This is a genomic window from Burkholderia sp. 8Y (genome assembly GCF_902506145.1).
Taxonomy (GTDB): domain Bacteria; phylum Pseudomonadota; class Gammaproteobacteria; order Burkholderiales; family Burkholderiaceae; genus Caballeronia.
In genome coordinates this window covers 2,029,742-2,048,315 of the sequence record NZ_LR733519.1, presented here as the reverse complement: position 1 = coordinate 2,048,315, position 18,574 = coordinate 2,029,742, and the positions used below count along the sequence as shown (strand labels likewise).

At 65.0% G+C, this 18,574-nt stretch carries 16 protein-coding genes; 5 read left to right on the top strand and 11 right to left on the bottom strand.

All coding sequences use genetic code 11. The annotated features are described in order from the left end of the window. Positions 1–36: 36 nt before the first annotated feature. The 5 genes from GV035_RS09170 to GV035_RS09150 form a co-directional block, all read right to left on the bottom strand. Positions 37–516 carry a DUF2778 domain-containing protein gene (locus tag GV035_RS09170; protein ID WP_159834624.1) on the bottom strand — a complete coding sequence of 160 codons (480 nt, stop codon included), beginning with the start codon at positions 514–516 and terminating at the stop codon, positions 37–39. 424 nt (positions 517–940) lie between these two features. After that, entirely contained in the window at positions 941–1,708 is a 768-nt protein-coding gene (locus GV035_RS09165; RefSeq protein ID WP_159834623.1) for an anti-sigma factor family protein, read from the bottom strand. After that, entirely contained in the window at positions 1,705–2,220 is a 516-nt protein-coding gene (locus GV035_RS09160; protein ID WP_159834622.1) for a sigma-70 family RNA polymerase sigma factor, read from the bottom strand. Before GV035_RS09160 ends, GV035_RS09165 begins: the two co-directional genes overlap by 4 nt. A gap of 48 nt (positions 2,221–2,268) precedes the next feature. Continuing rightward, a complete protein-coding gene (locus GV035_RS09155) occupies positions 2,269–2,640 on the bottom strand; it encodes a COG4315 family predicted lipoprotein (RefSeq protein WP_159834621.1) in 372 nt (123 codons plus the stop codon). A 153-nt stretch (positions 2,641–2,793) separates the two neighbouring features. Further along, the gene (locus GV035_RS09150) at positions 2,794–3,783 is read right to left on the bottom strand and encodes an AraC family transcriptional regulator (protein WP_159834620.1); all 990 of its coding nucleotides are present in this window, start codon (positions 3,781–3,783) and stop codon (positions 2,794–2,796) included. 220 nt (positions 3,784–4,003) lie between these two features. Here GV035_RS09150 and GV035_RS09145 point away from each other — a divergent pair, with 220 nt between their 5' ends. After that, a complete protein-coding gene (locus GV035_RS09145) occupies positions 4,004–5,056 on the top strand; it encodes an aldo/keto reductase (RefSeq protein WP_159834619.1) in 1,053 nt (350 codons plus the stop codon). Positions 5,057–5,081: 25 nt separating this feature from the next. Here GV035_RS09145 and GV035_RS09140 read toward each other — a convergent pair whose 3' ends face one another. Further along, positions 5,082–5,948, bottom strand: a complete 867-nt coding sequence (locus GV035_RS09140; RefSeq protein WP_159834618.1) for an SDR family oxidoreductase — start codon at positions 5,946–5,948, stop codon at positions 5,082–5,084. Between the two features lie 183 nt (positions 5,949–6,131). Between GV035_RS09140 and GV035_RS09135 the strand changes: the two genes are divergently transcribed. Then, positions 6,132–7,313 carry a 4-hydroxybenzoate 3-monooxygenase gene (locus GV035_RS09135; protein ID WP_159834617.1) on the top strand — a complete coding sequence of 394 codons (1,182 nt, stop codon included), beginning with the start codon at positions 6,132–6,134 and terminating at the stop codon, positions 7,311–7,313. A gap of 351 nt (positions 7,314–7,664) precedes the next feature. Here the strand turns inward: GV035_RS09135 and GV035_RS09130 are convergent, their stop codons facing one another. Then, positions 7,665–9,917 carry an amylo-alpha-1,6-glucosidase gene (locus tag GV035_RS09130; protein WP_159834616.1) on the bottom strand — a complete coding sequence of 751 codons (2,253 nt, stop codon included), beginning with the start codon at positions 9,915–9,917 and terminating at the stop codon, positions 7,665–7,667. Between the two features lie 188 nt (positions 9,918–10,105). On the opposite strand from GV035_RS09130, the gene GV035_RS09125 reads away from it, so the two are divergent. Then, positions 10,106–10,900 carry a sulfite exporter TauE/SafE family protein gene (locus GV035_RS09125; protein WP_159834615.1) on the top strand — a complete coding sequence of 265 codons (795 nt, stop codon included), beginning with the start codon at positions 10,106–10,108 and terminating at the stop codon, positions 10,898–10,900. Between the two features lie 219 nt (positions 10,901–11,119). Then, on the top strand, positions 11,120–12,799 hold the full coding sequence (locus GV035_RS09120) for an acid phosphatase (RefSeq protein ID WP_159834614.1): 1,680 nt from the start codon (positions 11,120–11,122) through the stop codon (positions 12,797–12,799). Positions 12,800–13,389: 590 nt separating this feature from the next. Here the strand turns inward: GV035_RS09120 and GV035_RS09115 are convergent. Both GV035_RS09115 and GV035_RS09110 read right to left on the bottom strand, forming a co-directional pair. After that, positions 13,390–13,785, bottom strand: coding sequence for a RidA family protein (locus GV035_RS09115; protein ID WP_159834613.1), 396 nt, complete (start codon positions 13,783–13,785; stop codon positions 13,390–13,392). A 37-nt stretch (positions 13,786–13,822) separates the two neighbouring features. Beyond that, positions 13,823–14,722 (bottom strand): LysR substrate-binding domain-containing protein, encoded by a 900-nt coding sequence (locus tag GV035_RS09110; RefSeq protein ID WP_159834612.1) that lies wholly within the window; start codon positions 14,720–14,722, stop codon positions 13,823–13,825. 114 nt (positions 14,723–14,836) lie between these two features. On the opposite strand from GV035_RS09110, the gene GV035_RS09105 reads away from it, so the two are divergent. After that, positions 14,837–15,733: an NAD-dependent epimerase/dehydratase family protein gene (locus tag GV035_RS09105; protein ID WP_159834611.1), complete on the top strand. Its 897-nt coding sequence runs from the start codon at positions 14,837–14,839 to the stop codon at positions 15,731–15,733. Between the two features lie 58 nt (positions 15,734–15,791). On the opposite strand, the gene GV035_RS09100 is transcribed toward GV035_RS09105, so the two are convergent. Continuing rightward, the gene (locus GV035_RS09100; protein WP_159834610.1) at positions 15,792–16,895 is read right to left on the bottom strand and encodes a malate/lactate/ureidoglycolate dehydrogenase; all 1,104 of its coding nucleotides are present in this window, start codon (positions 16,893–16,895) and stop codon (positions 15,792–15,794) included. A 171-nt stretch (positions 16,896–17,066) separates the two neighbouring features. Continuing rightward, positions 17,067–18,536, bottom strand: coding sequence for a M20 family metallopeptidase (locus tag GV035_RS09095; protein ID WP_159834609.1), 1,470 nt, complete (start codon positions 18,534–18,536; stop codon positions 17,067–17,069). Positions 18,537–18,574: the final 38 nt, after the last annotated feature.

Below are 18,574 nucleotides of genomic sequence, written 5' to 3'. Positions count from 1 at the left end.
CGGTGATCGTGACGATGTAAAGAACCTTTGTGCGTTTCATCGTACCGTCACTGTGCCATATGCTCTGAGCGCCGACCCCGGAACGGATACAGCGGGCGGGGACCGGCGAATGAATCGCTGAAGGAACTCAAATTCAGCGGGGTTGACGAGAGTAATGCATCCTTCACTGATCCCGTGCGTTCCCTCAGGATGCAATCTGAATTGCCCTCGCCGTATGCCGTTGATCATCGTCACGTCGCCGGTTCTCGGGTTCCAGAGCATGAACCATTTTCTACGGTCTGGGCTTCCGACGATGGGGGCCCCAAAATCGCGCAACGCGCCGAGTATCCCTCCTGAAAGACGATCAACGATGTAGTATTGCCCCGGCGGTATGGGGCCGATCTTCGGCGTAGCCACCTTCCCCGGATTATCCCGGCCTTGCTTTTGGCCCGAAAACGCCTCTACCGTTCCGTACCCTTCACACAGGAGCGTAGAAGTGCGGCGATTGTTAAGAGTGAAAGTGCAGCGAACCGGCATGCTCACACCCTCGCTGCTGCGCGCTCAGCCCTTAAAGAATGGAATACGTTGAGATAACCATCGCTGCGGCGTTCATTCTCATTGTCCTCAGCGCGCAAAGTCGAGGTTGTCTCGTGCGCGAACTGCATAGGCTCACAGTTCTGGTAATTCATTGGGCTGGTTCGGCGCAATGACGCGGTCAATCCATGCGACAGCGCAGCAATTTCGGAGCTTGCTGGCCGATTAACAGCAAAACAAGCATCGCGAAAGTGGTTACGTTGAGCTACCTTGACGAATACATGAACGTTCATAACCATAGTAAGCATTCCCTATCAACACCGACAGCGGCGCTGTAAGGGTATCGCTAATGGACAACGCTATGTATGGCTTTCTGTCACGCCACTCGATGTTTGCGCCGAGACACACATTCCGCCGTCTCCATCCGCTACCAGTTCTTCGGATCGCCGCCCAGTTCCTTGCATGTGTCGTACGCGATCGCCTGCAGTTTCGTCTGCCCGATCTGCCCGGAGAGCGCATAGCCGACGCGATCCGACGCCCAGTAATACGTCGTGCGCGGACCGTCGCGCAGCATCCTCACTTTCGCGTCGTTGCGGGCGACCGTCGTCATGTAGAGCGTGAGGCGCTCGCCGGCCGCGTTCTGATACATGAATTGCGCGGCGGGCCCTTCTTCGCCCGGCAAGAGCCGTCCGCCGACGAGCTGAAACCCGTACTCGGCAAGCGACGGAATCGTGAGCGTCCGGTTGAGACGCTTCGACAGCCAGCTCACCAGATGATCCTGCTGCGATGCCGCCACTTCCACCGCGTGCCGCTGCTCGGGCGCATACACCGCATACGCGATATCCGCGCGCTCCGCGAAACGCGCACGGGGCTCGTCGAAGGCCGGCAGCAGCATGTGCATGAGAAACCCGCAGGCCATGCCGACGACGAGCAAGCACGCGGCCATCAAATACCGCTGCCTCGCACGCGGGCGCATCACCACGATCTGCGGCTCGGCCCGGTCCGCCGCGAAAAGCGCGCGCAACGCATTGTCCTGCGCGCGATAGGCCGCCACCGTCGCTTCGCACGCGGCATCGCTCGCGATGCGCGCGGCGGTCGCGTCGCGTTCGGCGCCGGGCAACTCGTCGTCGATATAGGCGGAGAGCGCCTGCAAGGCGCGCTCGTTGTCGTCGGCTGGGCGGTCCCGATTCGTCATGTGCGGCTCACTACTTTCAGCGGCGCGCGACGCCCCGGCTCTTCGCCCAGCAGCACGCGCATATGTTCGCGCGCCCGCGAGAGGCGCGACATCACGGTGCCCGCCGGCACGTTCAGGACCTGCGACGCTTCCTGATAACTCATTTCCTCGACGCAGACGAGCAGCATCACTTCGCGCTGCTCGACCGGCAGACAGTACAGCGCGCGCTGCACGTCGCGCAGCACGAGCCCGTCCACTTCGCCGCGCGGCGCGGCCATCTGCCGCCAGGGCGCGGCTTCATCGTCGACGGCAATATCGCGGCGTGCGCGCAATTGATCGATATAGATATTGCGCATGATCGTTAAGAGCCACGCGCGCAGGTTCGTGCCCGCGCGGAACAGGCTCGCGCGGTTGAGCGCGCGTTCGGTCGCGTCCTGCACGAGGTCGTCCGCCCACGCGCGATCCCCCGTCAGTGCGCGCGCATAGCGGCGCAGCTGTGGGAGATGCGCGAGAAGATCGTGCTCGAAGTCCAAGGGCGTGGTTCGGCAAAGCGCCGACGCGTCGTTGTGATCGTCACGCCCTCAGGGCTTGACCACGTGCCACACGTCGCGGAAGTTGTCCCCGTTCTTGTCGCCGGGCTTCGTGTCCTTGGAGAAGCGGTAAACGCGCTTGCCGTCGTAGGCCCACTGCTTGCCGCCGTCGGCGGTCTCGGTCGTCCACTTGCCGCTCGGCTGATCGGAGTCGCTTGCCATCGCGGCCGGCCAGGCTTTCGCGCAGCCGCCCGTGCAGGCGCTCGGACTGCCTTTCGTGTCCTTGTCGAAGGTGTAGAGCGTCATGCCGTTGTCATCGACATACATGCCGTTGGCTTCCTTCGGCGCGGCCGCATACGCGGACGATGCGACGCACGCGGCGGCGCTCGCAACGGTGACGGCCATCAGAATGTGCTTGTTCATTTCATCTTCCTCGCTGGAAAAGTACGTGGCAGTTTCCGCAGAACGTCGCGCGGCGCTGCGTTATTCCGCGGACGATGAAATAAACCGATGCGGCAGCGCCGACGCATCGCCAGTCAGCATTCCGGTGCCAGCCGTGCGCGCGAGCGGCGCGGTTCAGGCGCCCGCGGCGGCCGCGTCGCGCCAGCGGCGGGTATCGCGCAGCGGCGGCGCGCCGAAAAGCCGGCTGTACTCCCGGCTGAACTGCGACGCGCTTTCATAGCCTACGCGATGCGCGGCCGTCGCGGCATCGGCAATATCGAGCAGCATTAGCCGCCGCGCTTCCTGCAGACGCAACTGCTTTTGATACTGCAGCGGGCTCATCGCGGTCACGGCCTTGAAGTGATGATGCAGCGACGACACGCTCATATGCACGTCCTTCGCAATGTCCTCCACGCGCAACGGCTGATCGAAGTTCTGACGCAGCAGCTTGATGGCCTTCGCGATGCGCTGCGTCTGGCTGTCGTGCAGCGCGATCTGGCGCAGACGCGCGCCGGAGCCGTTCATCAGCAGCCGATACAGGATCTCGCGCTTAACCAGCGGCGCGACGATGGGCACGTCCTCGGGCGTGTCGATGAGATGCAAGAGGCGCAGCACGGCGTCAAGCATCGACGAGCCGAGGCGATTCACGAAAAGCCCGCGCGAGGCGTCGGTCTGCGTCGCGGGCGGCAGGTTCTGGTCCTGAATCAGCGAGGTGATTTCCTCGACATCGAGGTCGAGCCGCAAGCCGAGATACGGCTCTGAATCGCTCGCGACCGTCACCTGCCCGATCACCGGGAGATCGACGGACGACACCAGATAATGCATCGGATCGTAGACATACACGTCGTCGCCGACGATCACCCGCTTCGAACCCTGCGCGATGAGCGCCAGCGCCGGCGTCTGGATGCCGGGCTTCGGTCCGCCGGGGTTCATCACGCGATGCAGGAAGACGCCCGGCACCGGCGTTTCCACCGTGCCTTCGCAGCCTGCCGTGAAGCGGTCAATGAGCGCGACGAGATCGAGGCGCGCCTGATCGAGGGTGGCGCCGGGCAGCGCGCGGCGGGTTTCGCGGGATTGATCGTGAGCATCTTTGCCGGCCAGGCCGGGCGTGTCGTTCAGCGCCATGGTTTCCGGAGGGACTCGAGCGTGGAAGAAGTCGGGATAGCTTACTCGCGCGAGCGAAAACGTGCGCGCGCCGCGCGCCCGAGTTTGCAGGAAAAGGCAAGGATTCGACAGGATCAGGCTATGAACGGCGCGCGTTGCCGGACGATACTGCATGGCCGGCAGTGAACGCTCGCCGCTTTTTAGCGAACGCTTCACGCCTATCGTTCACTCGGGAGCAACCATGCGCTACAGGAAATTCGGCAACACCGGCCTTTTCGTCTCCGAACTGTGTCTCGGCACGATGACGTTCGGCGGTGGCGGCGGCGGTATCTGGGACAACATCGGCCAGCTTCAGCAAGCGGACGCCGACAAGCTCGTCGGCCGGTCGCTCGACGCAGGCATCAATTTCATCGATACCGCCGATGTCTACGCCGACGGCCAGTCGGAGATCATCACCGGTCAGGCGCTCAGGAACCTGAAGGTGCCGCGTGAGAACGTCGTCGTCGCGACCAAGATTCTCGGCGAATCGGGCACGAAAAGCGTCAATTCGCGCGGCGCGTCGCGGTATCACATCATCGACGGCGTCAAGGCGAGCCTGAAGCGCCTGCAACTCGATCACGTCGATCTGTATCAGATTCACGGCTTCGATCCGGCCACGCCGATCGAGGAAACGCTGCGCGCGCTCGACACGCTCGTGCAGCACGGCCATGTGCGCTACATCGGCGTATCGAACTGGGCGGCGTGGCAGATCATGAAGGCACTCGGGATTTCCGAGCGGCTCGGGCTTGCGCGCTTCGAATCGTTGCAGGCGTATTACACGATTGCCGGACGCGATCTCGAACGCGAACTCGTGCCGCTCCTGCAAAGCGAGAACGTCGGCCTGATGGTGTGGAGTCCGCTCGCGGGCGGCCTGCTGTCGGGGAAGTACACGCGCGAAGGCGGCAAGGAAGAAGGCAGCCGTCGCACGAAGTTCGATTTTCCGCCGGTGAACGTGGAGCGCGCCTACGACTGCATCGACGCGATGCGACGCATGGCCGAAGCGAAGAGCGTGTCGGTCGCGCAGATCGCGCTCGCGTGGCTGCTGCACCAGAAGGTCGTGACGAGCGTGATCGTCGGCGCAAAGCGCATCGAGCAGCTCGACGACAACATCTCGGCGACGAACGTGCAGCTCAATGAGGACGAACTGGCCGCGCTCGACGAAGTGAGCCAGTTGCCGTCCGAATACCCCGGCTGGATGCTCACGCGCCAGGGCGAATACCGCCGCAACCAGTTGAAGGAAGCGGCGGCGAAGTAAGGCGCTGTGCGTGCCGGCAGGCCGGTCAGATGATCGGCTTGCCGCCCGTCACCGCGATGGTCGCGCCGGAAATGTAGCTGCCCTCGTCGGAGGCCAGCATCACGTAGGCCGGTGCGAGTTCGGCAGGCTGGCCGGGGCGCTTCATCGGCACTTGCGAGCCGAAGTTCTTAACCTTCTCGACGGGCATGGTGGACGGAATCAGCGGCGTCCAGATCGGCCCCGGCGCGACGCAGTTCACGCGGATGCCGCGTTCGGCCAGCAACTGTGCGAGTCCGCCCGTGAAGTTCTGGATCGCGCCCTTCGTGCTCGCGTACGCGATCAGGCCGGGATTCGGCGCGTCCGCGTTCACGGACGTCGTGTTCACAATGGCCCCGCCTTCCTTCATATGTTCGAGCGCGGCCTTCGTGATGCGGAACATCGCGCCGATGTTGGTCGAATAGGTCTTGTCCCACTCGTCGTCGCTGATCTCTTCGAGGCTGTCGTAGGTCATCTGATACGCGGCGTTGTTCACGAGCACGTCGAGGCGTCCGAACGCTTCGGCCGTCTTCGCGACGAGATCGCGGCAATGCTGGCGATCCGTGATGTCGCCGGGTAGAAGCAGCGCCTTGCGCCCCGCTTGCTCGATCCAGCGCGCGGTTTCCTTCGCGTCGTCGTGTTCGTCCAGATACGAGATGGCGACGTCTGCCCCTTCGCGCGCGAAGGCGATCGCCACCGCGCGCCCGATGCCGCTGTCGCCGCCGGTGATCAACGCCGCTTTTCCCGCGAGTCTGCCGCTGCCCTTATACGTCTCTTCGCCGTGGTCGGGCTTCGGATTCGACGATTCGGTCAGGCCCGGCGTGCGTTCCTGTTGCTGTTCAGCGAAAGGCGGCTTCGGATATGCGCTTGCGTCCATGTCGGTGTCCTCGTGTCGGTGAGTCGGGATAAACCCTTGGTCAGCAAGCACCGGACCTGATTTCACGCGCTTTCGGGGGCATTATCGAGATAGGCGATAGGCGCTATCCGCGGTATCGCGTTGCGGCATAGCGCCGCGATGCCGACACTGTACGCACAACATCACGACGCAACGGAGACACTCATGCGTACTCAAGTCGGCATCGTCGGCGCGGGCCCGGCGGGGCTTCTGCTCTCTCATCTTCTTCACCTGCGCAGCATCGAATCGGTCGTGCTCGAAGCGCGCAGCCAGCAGGACATCGAATCCACCATTCGCGCGGGCGTGCTCGAACAAGGCACGATGGACCTGCTCAACGAAGCGGGGCTCGGCGCACGGATGCAGGCCGAAGGCGCGTTGCACCACGGTTTCGAACTGGCGTTCGAGGGACAACGGCGGCGCATCGCGCTGACCGAACTGACCGGCCACTCCATCACGGTCTACGCGCAGCATGAGGTCATCAAGGATCTGGTCGCGGCGCGCATGGCGGCGAGCGGTGCGCTGAAGTTCAACGTCTCCGACGTTTCGCTGCACGACTTCGCCGAGAACAGCGATCGCAAGCCGCGCATCACGTACCGCCACGAGGGCCGCGACGAAGAGCTGGAATGCGACTTCATCATCGGCTGCGACGGCTCGCAAGGCGTCTCGCGCCAATGCATTCCGGAGGCGGTGCGGCAGGATTATCAGCGCGTGTATCCGTTCGGCTGGTTCGGCATTCTGGTGGAAGCGCCGCCCTCGTCAGACGAACTCATCTATGCGCGACACGACCGCGGCTTCGCGCTCATCAGCACGCGCTCGCCGGGCGTGCAGCGCATGTATTTCCAATGCGACCCGAAGGATTCCGCCGATGCCTGGTCCGACGACCGCATCTGGGCCGAATTGCACGCACGCGTCGATACGGCGGACGGCTGGCAGATCACCGAAGGGCGCATTTTCCAGAAGAACATTGTCGGCATGCGCAGCTTCGTTTCGACGCCGATGCAGTCCGGCAAGCTCTTCCTCGCCGGCGATGCCGCGCACATTGTGCCGCCGACCGGCGCGAAGGGCCTGAATCTGGCCGTGTCGGACGTACGCGTGCTGACCGCCGCGCTCGTCGGCTACTACGAGGACAACGACACCGCCCGGCTTGCCCGCTACACCGAGACCGCGCTCAAGCGCGTATGGCGCGCCGAACACTTCTCATGGTGGATGACGAGGATGCTGCACAAGCTCGACGACACGTCGCCGTTCGAGCAGCGTCTGCAAGTTGCCGAGCTCGAGCATGTGACGACTTCGCGCGCGGCGGCGACGGCGCTTGCGGAGAATTACGTCGGAAGCGTGGCGGTGTGATAGCCCGTTTTGCCTCGCTTTGGTCTGCGGTTGCGAGGTGGCCGGCGTTCACGTTCTGGCGGCGGCTGCGAGTCGCCGAAGTCAAGCGCGGGGCGACTCCGCGCGGCGGCGACGGCGCTTGCGAAGAATTACGTTCGGAGTGTGGCGGTCTGACGTCCCGTTTTGCCTCGCTGTGCTCGGCGGTTGCGAGGTGGCCGACGTTGGGGTTCTGGCGGCGGCTGCGAGTCGCCGGACTGGAGCACGGGACGACTTCGCGCGCGGCCGCGCTCGCGGAAACTACTTTGGCAGCGTAGCAATCTATCTCCCGCTTCGCTGCCAAGCGCCCGGCGTCGCCCGGGCGCCTTCGCGCGTTCACAGCACCGCCACGACCCGCGCGTCCCCTTCCACCGACGGCACCACTTGCCCGCCCACGCGCCGGAACGTGATGGTGACGTTCTTCTCGCCGATCCGCAGATCGCCGATTTCCAGCCAGTCGATGCCTTCCGGCAACTGCGGCCGATCCACGCGAATCTCGTCGTTGACGGCGTCGATCGTCACGCCCAGACACGCCTCCAGAATCATGAAGGGCGACCCCGCCGCCCACGCTTGCGGCAAGCACGCGACCGGATACGCGATGGGCCGCTCGCCGCGCTGCCGCGTGAAGCCGCAGAAGAGTTCCGGCAGGCGCATGTCGAACGTGACGGCCGCTTCGAACAACGATTGCAGCAAAGCGACCGCCGCGCCGCGCTCGCCGTAACGCGCCAACCCGCGCGCGCAAAGCGCCGAATCGTGCGGCCACACCGAGCCGTTGTGATACGACATCGGATTGAAGCGGGGTTGCCCGGCCGCGAGCGTGCGCACGCCCCAGCCAGTGTGAAAGAGCGCGGATTCCAGTTGCCGCGCGACCGCTTCCCCGCGCTTGCGCTCGGCGAGATCGAATGCAAGCAGATGCCCCGCATTCGACGACAGCACGCGGCACAGTTCGTTGCGTCCGTCGAGCGCGATGCCGTAGAAGTCCATCTCCGGCATCCAGAAGAGCGCCTCGACGCGTTCGCGGATATGCTCGGCGCGCCGCTCGAATTCCGCTACGCGCTCGTGTTCCCCGCGCTCGCGGGCCAGGCGCGCCATCGTCGAGAATGCCGTCGACGCGTAGGCCTGCACTTCCACGAGCGAAATCGGCCCGATCGGAAACTGGCCGTCCGCGTGAAAGACGGAATCGTGACTGTCCTTCCAGCCCTGATTGGCGAGGCCGTATTCCGTCGCCCGCTGATAACTCAGCAAGCCGTGCGGATTTCTGTCGCAATGCCGCGCGACCCAGTCGGCGGCAAGTTGCAGCGCCGGCCAGATCTCGTCGATGAGCGCGCGATCCCCCGTGCGCTCCGCGTACGCGCCGGCGAGCACGATGAAAAGCGGCGTGCTGTCCACGCCGCCGTAGTACAGCGCGAACGGCACTTCGCCAGTGGCCGCCATTTCGCTCTTGCGCGTCTCGTGCATGATCTTGCCGATTTCGGCGTCTCGAAACGCCGAGTCCTCGCGCGCCTGATGCGCCGCGAGAAAGCGCAAGACGCCGCGCGCAAGCGTCGGTTGCAGCCACAACATCTGAAGCGACGTGATGATCGCATCGCGTCCGAAGGGCGTCGAAAACCACGGTATGCCGGCGTACGGGTACGGGCCCGTTTCGAGATCGGTCGTCAGCAGGCCGAGGTCAGCGAGCGACCGGTCTATCCATTCGCTGAATAGCGGATTGCTGGAACGCACGCGAGCGCCCGCACGGCGCTTGTCGCGCATGCTGCGGTGCGCGTCGACAAGCGCCTCGCGGATGGCCGGGCGCCCCGACTCGGGCGCGCATTCCGGCGCTTCCGCCGCGTTGCGTTTGCTCTCCTCGCTGGCATCGTTTAGCGCGTGCGTGACCGCGGTCACGGACAAATACACCGAAATTGCCGTTTCCGACTGAATGTGGAGCGCGTAGTCGGCGCGCGTCGGCGAAAGCACGTCCGGCGCGGGGGTGAACTGGATGCGCGCCGTGCGCTCCACTTCGTCGAGCCCGATGTAACTCAGGATCACCTCGCCGTTTTCGACGGCGGGCGGACGCAAGGTGCCGCGCTTCGGCCGTATGGTGCCGCGTACTTCGAACATGTCCAGAAAGTCGGCGGCGAACGAAATGGATAGCGGCACGGTGGACGGTTCCGTGCCGTAATTCGTGAGCACGATGCTCTCGTGCAGCACATGCCCCGACAGCACGCGCTTGCGCTCGACATGGATCACGCCCTCCGGCGTGCGCGCCCCGCCTATCGGCGGCAACGGTCGGTTCGTCAGATGCGCGGTGAAGACAGCGTTGTCACTCGAAACGCTGCCCGACAGCAGCGATGGCGCCCGGCCGCCGAAAGTCAGCACGAGTTCCGAGAGCACGCGCGTGTCGTTGACGAAGAGACCGTCGTCACGACCGCGAATATCGCCGTTTGCGTCGTAGACCGCGAACGTGTTGCCGGATTTGAGGACGAACTGCCGCTCGTTCGGCATGTTGGCGTGCTCGGTCGGGATGAACGCCTCGTCCGTCGCGCCGGATTGCGGTTGCTGCTGCTGTTGCTGCTGCGTCGGGTTCTGCGTCTGTTCCTTCGTATCCATTGCACCTTCCTGAAAGTGACGTGAAAGGGCGCCTGATGGCGCAAAGTGGCAAGTTTCAGTGCGCCGCGGGCCATTAGCGGCGTGCGGACGGCGGTTCAGGCACGGGTTTCGTGCAGCAGGTGGGCCGCTGACCGGCTATCATCGACGGTTTTTCGACCCACCCACGCCTGACGGGTTCTTCCGCGCGCATGTCATTTCTGCATATCGACTTACTTTATTCCGCTTCCGGGCTGGGGGTCGGCTTTCTCGTCGGGCTCACCGGCGTGGGGGGCGGCTCGCTGATGACCCCGCTTCTCGTGCTGCTGTTCGGCATCCATCCGGCCACCGCCGTGGGAACGGACCTCCTTTACGCCGCCGCGACGAAGACTGCAGGCACCCTCGTGCATGGCCTCAAAGGCTCGGTCGACTGGCGCATCACCGGACGCCTGGCGGCAGGCAGCGTGCCCGCTGCAGCCGTCACCCTGTACTTTCTGAATCAGCACGGCATCACCTCGCCGGGCACGGCGCGGCTCATCCAGTCGATCCTCGGCACGGCGCTGCTCATCACCGCCGTTTCCCTCGTGTTCCGGCCGCAACTCGCACGCTTCGCCTACCGTAAAGGCCGCAGCCGGCCGCAGCAGCCCGCGCGCACGGCGGTCTGGACGGTACTCACCGGCGCCATTCTCGGCATGCTGGTCTCCATTACGTCCGTCGGCGCGGGCGCAATCGGCGTGACCGTGCTGCTGCTGCTTTACCCGCGCCTGCCGACTGTGCGGATTGTCGGCTCGGATGTGGCGCACGCCGTGCCGCTCACGTTGATTGCCGGCGCGGGCCACTGGATGATGGGCTCGGTCGACTGGTCTTTGCTGGTGTCGCTCCTCGTAGGTTCGATTCCAGGCATCGTGATCGGCAGCAATCTGTCGTCCAAGGCACCCGAGGCACTGCTGCGCTATCTGCTCGCCGCTACCCTCGTTCTCGTCGGAATAAAGCTCGCGTTCAGTTGATGTTAGTCACGCGGCACCGCGGTTTCCAGTCGGCCGAACGGCATAGGCAAATTGGCATGGTTCGGTTTTTTTGCTTATGCCGTTCGGCCGGGTTTCCGGCAGCGGGCTGATGCGGCATCATGCGCTGTCAGACCAAGGGCGCAGCGTCACGCGAGCGTCATTTTGGCGTCGACCATGCTGCGCGCCGGCAAGCGCGTGCATGCAACGAGGAGTCACGCGATGAAAGCCAACGACGAGCCGCAACACGAGCTTCCCACCGACGACGCGCCCGCCGATCCCGCGCGGCGGCGCTTACTGGCGGCCGGCGTCGGTCTTGCCGGACTGTCGCTCGGCGGCTGCAATCTGTTCGAGCCGAAGCCGGCCACGCCGAAGACGGCGGCCGAACTGTCGCTGGATCGCACGCTCGCGGCGAACGTGCGCCAGATCGTCGTGATCTACGCCGAAAACCGCAGCTTCACAAACCTGTACGGCGACTATCCCGGCGTCCGATATCCGCTCTCGGCGGTGCCGGCGTCCCGGTACACGCAACTCGACCGCGACGGCGTCACGCCCTTGCCCACCCTGCCCAAGATCTGGGGCGGCCTCGTGCCGCAGGCGCAGGAAGTCGATGGCAAGCGGTATGCCATTGCCGAGCATCAGCTCGGGGAGCTTCGCAACAGCCCGTTCCGCATTATGGACGCGCAGGGCGAACCGCTGCCGAACAGCGTCATCACGCGTGATCTGGTGCATCGTTTCTACCAGAACCAGATGCAGATCAACGCCGGGCGCAACAACCAGTTCGCCGCGTGGGGCGACTCGGGCGGGCTCGTCATGGGTCACTACCGGAATTCGCCCGATACGCTGAAGCTATGGGGACTCGCCCAGCAGTACACGCTGTGCGACAACTTCTTCATGTCTGCGTTCGGCGGCTCGTGGCTCAACCACATCTTCCTGATTTCGGCGCAGGCGCCCTTCTACCCTGACGCAGGCAGCGGCCCGGCGGCGAAACTGCTCGCTGTCGTCGAAGGCGACGACCCGACAGGCACGCGCCTGAAGCTCGCGACCGATTCGCCGGAGTCCGCGCTGGACGGCCCGCCCAAATTCGTGCGCGACGGCGCGCTGACAGCGGACGGCTACGCGGTCAACACCATGTTCCCGCCGTATCAGCCGAGCAACGTCAAGCCCGCGCCCGGCGGCGACCCGCGCCTGGCGGATACATCCAACGCGCTCGTGCTGCCGCCGCAAAGCTACGCGACCATCGGCGATCGTTTATCCGACAAGGGCATCGACTGGGCGTGGTATAGCGGCGCGTGGCAGTACGCGCTCGATCACCGCGACACGGGCACCGTGCCCGATTTTCAGTACCACCATCAGCCGTTCAACTATTTCCGCAACTACGCGCCGGGGACGGCCGCGCGGGAGCGGCACGTGCGCGATGCCGGCATCGGCGATGCTCCCTCGACGAACAAGTTGCTCGCCGATATCGACGCAGGCCGTCTGCCAGCCGTCACGTTCTACAAGCCGCAAGGCAACCTCAACATGCATGCGGGGTATGCGGACGTTGCCTCGGGCGATCGCCACATTTCGAACGTCATCGAGCATATCCGGCGCGGTCCGCAGTGGCAGAACACCGTTGTCATCGTGACCGTCGACGAAAACGGGGGCTGGTGGGATCACGTCGCGCCGCCGAAGGGCGACCGCTGGGGGCCCGGATCGCGCATTCCGGCGCTGGTCATCTCGCCGTTCGCGAAACAGGGCTACGTTGATCGCACCGTCTACGACACGAATTCGATCCTGCGCTTCATCTCGCGCGTGCATGATCTCGCGCCGCTCGACGGCGTCGCCGCGCGCGACCGCGCGATGGCGGCAAACGGCGAAGCGCGGCTGGGCGATCTGACGAACGCGCTTGATTTGGCTTGAAGGGGTCGTTTCGGAGCCGGTTCGACCGACGCACGCGCCGAGACTTCGAGCCGATAGTCGCAAGACGGCGCGCGCCGGCTTTCATTCGCCGAAGGACGAAGCGCCGGCGGGCGATTTGACGAACGCGCTTGATCTGAGTCGAACGGCTCGCGACGCGGGTAGCTCGACCGGCGCAGGCGCCGAGATTTCGAGCGAAGGACCGTAACGCAGCGCACCGGTTCTTCCGGGCACCGAACGACGAGGCGCCGCTGGGCTATCTGACCTAACGGCTAGCTACGCAGCCGGTTCGAACCCCGCATGCGCCGAGGTTTCGAGCGAATAACCGTAACGCAGCGCCGACCGCCACGACGGCGCGCACCGGTTTTCCACGCACCAAAGACGAAGCGCCACTGGGCGACCTGACGAACGCGCTCTGTCTGACCTAAACGGTTCGCTTCCAGCCCGTTCGACCTAGGCGCGCGCCGCGATTTCGAGCAGTTAGCCGTAACGCAGCGCGACCGCCACGACGGCGCGCCGTTTTTCCAGGCACCGGAAGACGAAGCGCCGCTGGGCGACCTGACGAGCGCGCTCGATCCGACCTAAACAGCTCGCTATGCGGCCCGTTCAACCCACGCACGCGCCGAAACTTCAAGCAGATAGCCATAATGCAGCGCGCCGACCGGCACCACAGCGCGCGCTGGTTTCCACGTACCGAAGTGGCGCGCGTAGATGTCATTGAACGTCTTCCAATGCTCGACGCCGACAAAATAGACCGTCACTTCGATGCAGTCGCGCAGCCCCGCGCCCGCCGCTTCGAGCACGGTCCGAAGGTTGCGCAACGTCTGTTCGGCCTGCTCCTCGAACGAGAGCTCGCCAGTGTGCGTGCCGTCCGGGCGCATGGGCAACTGGCCCGAGACGCAAATCAGATTGCCGGCGCGCGTGGCGTGGCTGTAGTGGCCGGCGGGAATCGGCAGGCCGGGAGCGTTGATCGCTTCGATCGGTGGCATGGCGTGGTCCTGTGTCTAATGGAAGCAGCCGGTCGCGTCACAGCGCCAGCCGGCTTGCAAGAAAGTCGAGGAACGCGCGGGCGCGCGCCGCCATCGACGTGCTCTGGTAGTACACCGCGCTGATCGGCTGGCGAACGTCGCGCAGCGCGTCATGCAGAATCGGGCGCAGGCGGCCCGCCTTCACGTCGGCGGCGGTCATGAAATCGGCGAGACATGCTATGCCGCCGCCGTCGACCGCCAACTGCCGGATTGTCTCGCCACTCGACGCCGAGATGGCCGGCTCGATGCTCAAAAAATCCGCATCGCCGCCTTCGCGGGTGTTGCACAGCGGCCAGTCGTTCAGGCTTTCCGGCGCCGTGAAACCGATCAGCCGGGCGCGCATGAGTTCGTCCACGTCGCGCGGCTCGCCGTGCTCGGCAAGGTAAGCCGGACTGGCAAGCACGCGCAAGCGGCTACTGCCAAGCGCCCGTGCATGCAGCGTGGAATCCTGCAGCGCGCCGATCCGGATCGCAATATCGACACGCTGCTCCAGCAAATCGACGATGCGCTCGTTGCTCGTCAGTTCCAGCGAGATATCCGGGTACAGCGCGGCGAACGCCTTCACGTGCGGCACGACGCAATGGAGCATGAACGGCGACGCCGCATCCACGCGCAACCGGCCGGCGGGTCGTTCGCGGCGCCGGGACAGGGCTTCCTCAGCGTCGTCCATCGCGGCGAGTATGGCGCGGGCGCGGGTCAGAAACAGTTCACCTTCGTCGGTGAGTTGCAGGCGGCGGGTGGTGCGGCGAACGAGCGTCGCATCAAGCTTCTTCTCTAGACGCGTCAACGTCCGGCTTACGCCCGATACCGTCTGTTGCAGCGTTTCCGCCGCCGCCGTCATCGACCCGCTGTCGATCACGGTCACGAACACGAGTAGTTCGTCAGTATTGGTCTTCATGGCGGCGCGTCGATTGTTGATTTCAGATCAAGAGTTATTTGAGACTAACACCGTTTCCGAGAAAATCTAAGCCGGCCATACTTTGCGCACTGACTCACTCATTGGAGCAACAGCATGCAAATTTTCGTGACAGGCGCAGGCGGTTTCATCGGCGGATCGATTGCTGCGGGGCTCGTGCGCGACGGACACCGCGTGCGCGGGTTGATCCGCCGCGAAGAACAGCGTGATGCGCTGATACGTGCGGGTATCGAGCCGGTCGTCGGCAGTCTGGACGACAACGCGCTGCTCGCCGACGAAGCGCGCGCCGCCGACGCCGTCATCAACGCGGCGAGCAGTGACCATCGCGGCGCGGTCGAAGCGCTGGTGCACGCGCTTGAAGGCTCCGACAAGCCGTTCCTGCATACGAGCGGATCGAGCATTGTCGGGGACGCGTCGGGCGGCGAGGCGTCGGTCGCGGTCTACACCGAAGATCACTTGCCCGAGCCGACCGCGGACAAGGCGCCGCGCGTCGCCATCGACACGCTCGTGCTCGACGCGGCCAAGCGCGGCGTGCGCTCCGCAGTGCTCTGCAACACGCTGATCTACGGCCACGGCGCGCTTCCCGGCACGGCCAGCGTGCAATTGCCGCGTCTCGAGCGGCAAGCGAAGAAAAGCGGCGTCGTGCGTCATGTCGGGAGCGGCATGAATATCTGGTCGAACGTCCACATCGACGATGTCGTGGACGCGTACCGGCGCGCGCTCGCGAAGACGCCAGCGGGCACGTTCTATTTCATCGAGAGCGGCGAGGCGCAATTCCGCGACATGACGGCCGCGATGGCGAAGGCGCTCGGCCTGCGCGGCCCTGAAGACTGGCCGCTCGAACAGGCAATCGAGGAATGGGGCTACGAGATGGCGTCGTACGGGCTGGGATCGAACAGTCGCGTGCGGGGCGAGCGCGTCCGTGCGCTGCTCGGTTGGGAACCGAAGCGCACGTCGGTAATCGAGTGGATCGAAAAGGAAATGGTGCGCTGAGTTGAACCTCGCGGCCGAAATTGGTTTGACCAATTCGGCCGCGCAGGGCGTCTGCGCTTTATTTCAGCGCGTCGGCGTATTGGGCGATTTCGGCTTCCGCCATGCCCGATTTCTGCGCCGATTCGCGAATCTGCTTCCACGTGGTCGGGTCGATCGGCACGCCGTTCGCGCCGCGTTCCGCCCGACGCGCGTCCTCCGGTTCGCCCGGCGCGTAGATTGCATCGACGCCCTCGGCGTGCGGCGACGCCTTCATCCAGTCGAGGAAGGCTTCCGCTTCCGCCTGCGCGGCGGGGGCGTCGAAGGCGTTCGGGTCGAGAATCACCGAAGTCATGCAGTTGATGATCGCGCTCGATTTTTCGAGCGTGCTTTCGTGCGTCGTGTAGCCGCCCGACAGCGCGCCGCCGAAAATCTCGCACAGCGCGGCGAGCCCCGATCCCTTGTGTAGACCGAACGCCGTCAGCGCGCCGAACGGTTCCTCGTGCATGACCTTGGGTTCCACGGTCGGACGGCCTTCGTGGTCCAGCAGCATGCCCGGCGCGACTTTCACGCCTTTGTTGTAGGCGACGCGCGTCTTGCCGTAGGCGATGCCTGCCGTCGCGAAATCGAGCACGAGCGGGCTCTTGCCGTCGCGCGGATAGGCGGCGCAGAACGGATTCGTGCCGAAGCGCCGGTCGATGCCGCCGAATGGCGCGACGAGCGGATCGCCCGCGACGTTCACGAAGTGGAACGACACGAGCCCCGCCTTCGCGCACTGCTCCGCCCAGTGGCCGATGCGCCCGATGTGATGCGCGTTGCGCAGACCCACCGCGCACACGCCGAACTTCTTCGCGCGCTCGATGCCGTGCTCCATCGCCTCATAGGCGACGACTTGCCCGAACCCCTTGCGGCCGTCGATGGTCAGCACCGCGCCGGCGTCCCGGACGATCTCGGCGTGCGTGTTCAGCTTCAGTTGCCCGTCCGCGAGCGAGGACGTATAGCGCGGAATCATGCCGACGCCGTGCGAATCGTGGCCCGACAGATTGGCCATCACGAGGTGATCGGCCACGAGTTCCGCCTCGCGCGCCGCGCTGCCCGCGTGTTCCCAGATGGCGCGGACGTAGGCGTGCAAGGTGTCGGCGGCGATGCGCCGCTCCGGTGCTGCGGTTTGGCTGGTTTCGTTCATTGCGACTCTCGTCTCCCAAAGTCGGTTGCGGCGCGTCGCCTCTTCGTGCAACGCGCGGGCCTATTACTTTACAGACGATCAACTGGCCTGACCAGTTTGTTTTTCGGCCAAAGAGAAGAAAACGCCCGCGAGCGCGGGCGTTCCTTCGATAACCGCAAGAGGAAAAACCGCTCAAGGCGCAGCCGCGATCACTTCCGCCACCGCCGCCGTCAGCTTGCGCGCGTACGGCACGTGCAGGAATTCGTTTGGCCCGTGCGCGTTCGACTTCGGCCCGAGCACGCCGCACACCATGAACTGCGAGCGCGGGAAGCCTTCTTTCAGGGTGTTCATCAGCGGAATGGTGCCGCCCTGCCCGATATACGCGACATCCGCGCCGAAATGCCGGCGCGACGCGTCGTTCAGCGACGACGCGAGCCACGGCGCGAGGTCCGGCGCGCTCCAGCCCGTTGCCGCGCCCGCTTCCGGCTTGAACGTGACCTTCGCGTTGTACGGCGGATCGAATTCGAGCAAGGGCTTAAGTTGCGCGACCGCCTCCGTCGCTTCGACGAGCGGCGGCAGACGCAGCGACAGCTTGAACGCGGTGCGCGGCGCGAGCACGTTGCCCGCGTCCGCGAGCGGCGGAAGGCCGGCGGCGCCCGTCACCGTCAGCGAAGGCCGCCACGTCGAGTTGAGCAACGCTTCCTTCGGGTCGGTGGTCGTCGGAAGCACGCTTGCGCCATCCTGGCCGCAGCTCCACGGCAGCTTCTTCCACACGTCGTCGCCGAGAATCTGCGCGGTCGCTTCCGCTTCGCGCAGGCGTTGCGCCGGAATGCCGCAGTGGAAGTCTTTCGGCAGCAGATTGCCGGTCGCGGCGTCTTCGAGGCGCTCGAACAGTTGCCGCATGATGCGAAACGTCGAGGGTGCAATGCCGCCGTAGCCGCCCGAATGCAGTCCTTCCTCCAGCACCTGCACTTCGAGATCGCCCGCCACGAGTCCGCGCAGCGACGTGGTCAGCCAGAGCTGATCGTAGTTGCCCGCGCCGGAGTCGAGGCAAATCACGAGCCCGACGTCGCCGAGCCTGTCGCGCAGCGCGTCGATATACGGCAGCAGGTCGTAGCTGCCCGACTCCTCGCACGTCTCGATGATGCCGACGCAGCGCGGCCGTTCCACGCCCTGAGCGTCCAGCGCCGCAAGCGCGGTGATGCTGGCGTAGGTCGCGTAGCCGTCGTCCGCGCCGCCGCGCCCGTAGAGCTTGCCGTCCTCGAGCTTCGGCGTCCACGGGCCGAGGTCGCTGCGCCACCCTTCGAACTCCGGCTGTTTGTCCAGATGGCCGTAGAGCACGACCGTTTCGGTGCTGCCCGAGCGCGTGGCGGGGGCTTCGAAGAAGATCACCGGCGTGCGTCCGGCGAGCCGCACGATCTCGACGGTCAGGCCCTTGACCGGCTGCGCCTTCACCCAGTCGACGGCGTCCGTGACCACGCGCTCGATAAAGCCGTGGCGCGCCCAGTCGGCGTCGAACATCGGGCTTTTGGCGGGAACGGCGATGTAATCGGTCAGCGCGGGAACGATCTCATCGTTCCATGTGCGATCGACGAATGCTTGCAACGCGGACGCGTCGAGCCGGACTGCTTCTTCTTGCGGTGTGCTGTCGCCAGTAGTCATGACAGAGATTCCGTGCGGGCAAACCTCCATCATAGACG

Coding starts and splice junctions, on each gene's coding strand:
- GV035_RS09150 (WP_159834620.1), bottom strand. CDS start 3,783: ATGGCGCTGAACGACACGCCCGGCCTGGCCGGCAAAGATGCTCACGAT.
- GV035_RS09095 (WP_159834609.1), bottom strand. CDS start 18,536: ATGACTACTGGCGACAGCACACCGCAAGAAGAAGCAGTCCGGCTCGAC.
- GV035_RS09125 (WP_159834615.1), top strand. CDS start 10,106: ATGTCATTTCTGCATATCGACTTACTTTATTCCGCTTCCGGGCTGGGG.
- GV035_RS09170 (WP_159834624.1), bottom strand. CDS start 516: ATGCCGGTTCGCTGCACTTTCACTCTTAACAATCGCCGCACTTCTACG.
- GV035_RS09105 (WP_159834611.1), top strand. CDS start 14,837: ATGCAAATTTTCGTGACAGGCGCAGGCGGTTTCATCGGCGGATCGATT.
- GV035_RS09145 (WP_159834619.1), top strand. CDS start 4,004: ATGCGCTACAGGAAATTCGGCAACACCGGCCTTTTCGTCTCCGAACTG.
- GV035_RS09100 (WP_159834610.1), bottom strand. CDS start 16,895: ATGAACGAAACCAGCCAAACCGCAGCACCGGAGCGGCGCATCGCCGCC.
- GV035_RS09155 (WP_159834621.1), bottom strand. CDS start 2,640: ATGAACAAGCACATTCTGATGGCCGTCACCGTTGCGAGCGCCGCCGCG.
- GV035_RS09110 (WP_159834612.1), bottom strand. CDS start 14,722: ATGAAGACCAATACTGACGAACTACTCGTGTTCGTGACCGTGATCGAC.
- GV035_RS09140 (WP_159834618.1), bottom strand. CDS start 5,948: ATGGACGCAAGCGCATATCCGAAGCCGCCTTTCGCTGAACAGCAACAG.
- GV035_RS09130 (WP_159834616.1), bottom strand. CDS start 9,917: ATGGATACGAAGGAACAGACGCAGAACCCGACGCAGCAGCAACAGCAG.
- GV035_RS09120 (WP_159834614.1), top strand. CDS start 11,120: ATGAAAGCCAACGACGAGCCGCAACACGAGCTTCCCACCGACGACGCG.
- GV035_RS09165 (WP_159834623.1), bottom strand. CDS start 1,708: ATGACGAATCGGGACCGCCCAGCCGACGACAACGAGCGCGCCTTGCAG.
- GV035_RS09135 (WP_159834617.1), top strand. CDS start 6,132: ATGCGTACTCAAGTCGGCATCGTCGGCGCGGGCCCGGCGGGGCTTCTG.
- GV035_RS09115 (WP_159834613.1), bottom strand. CDS start 13,785: ATGCCACCGATCGAAGCGATCAACGCTCCCGGCCTGCCGATTCCCGCC.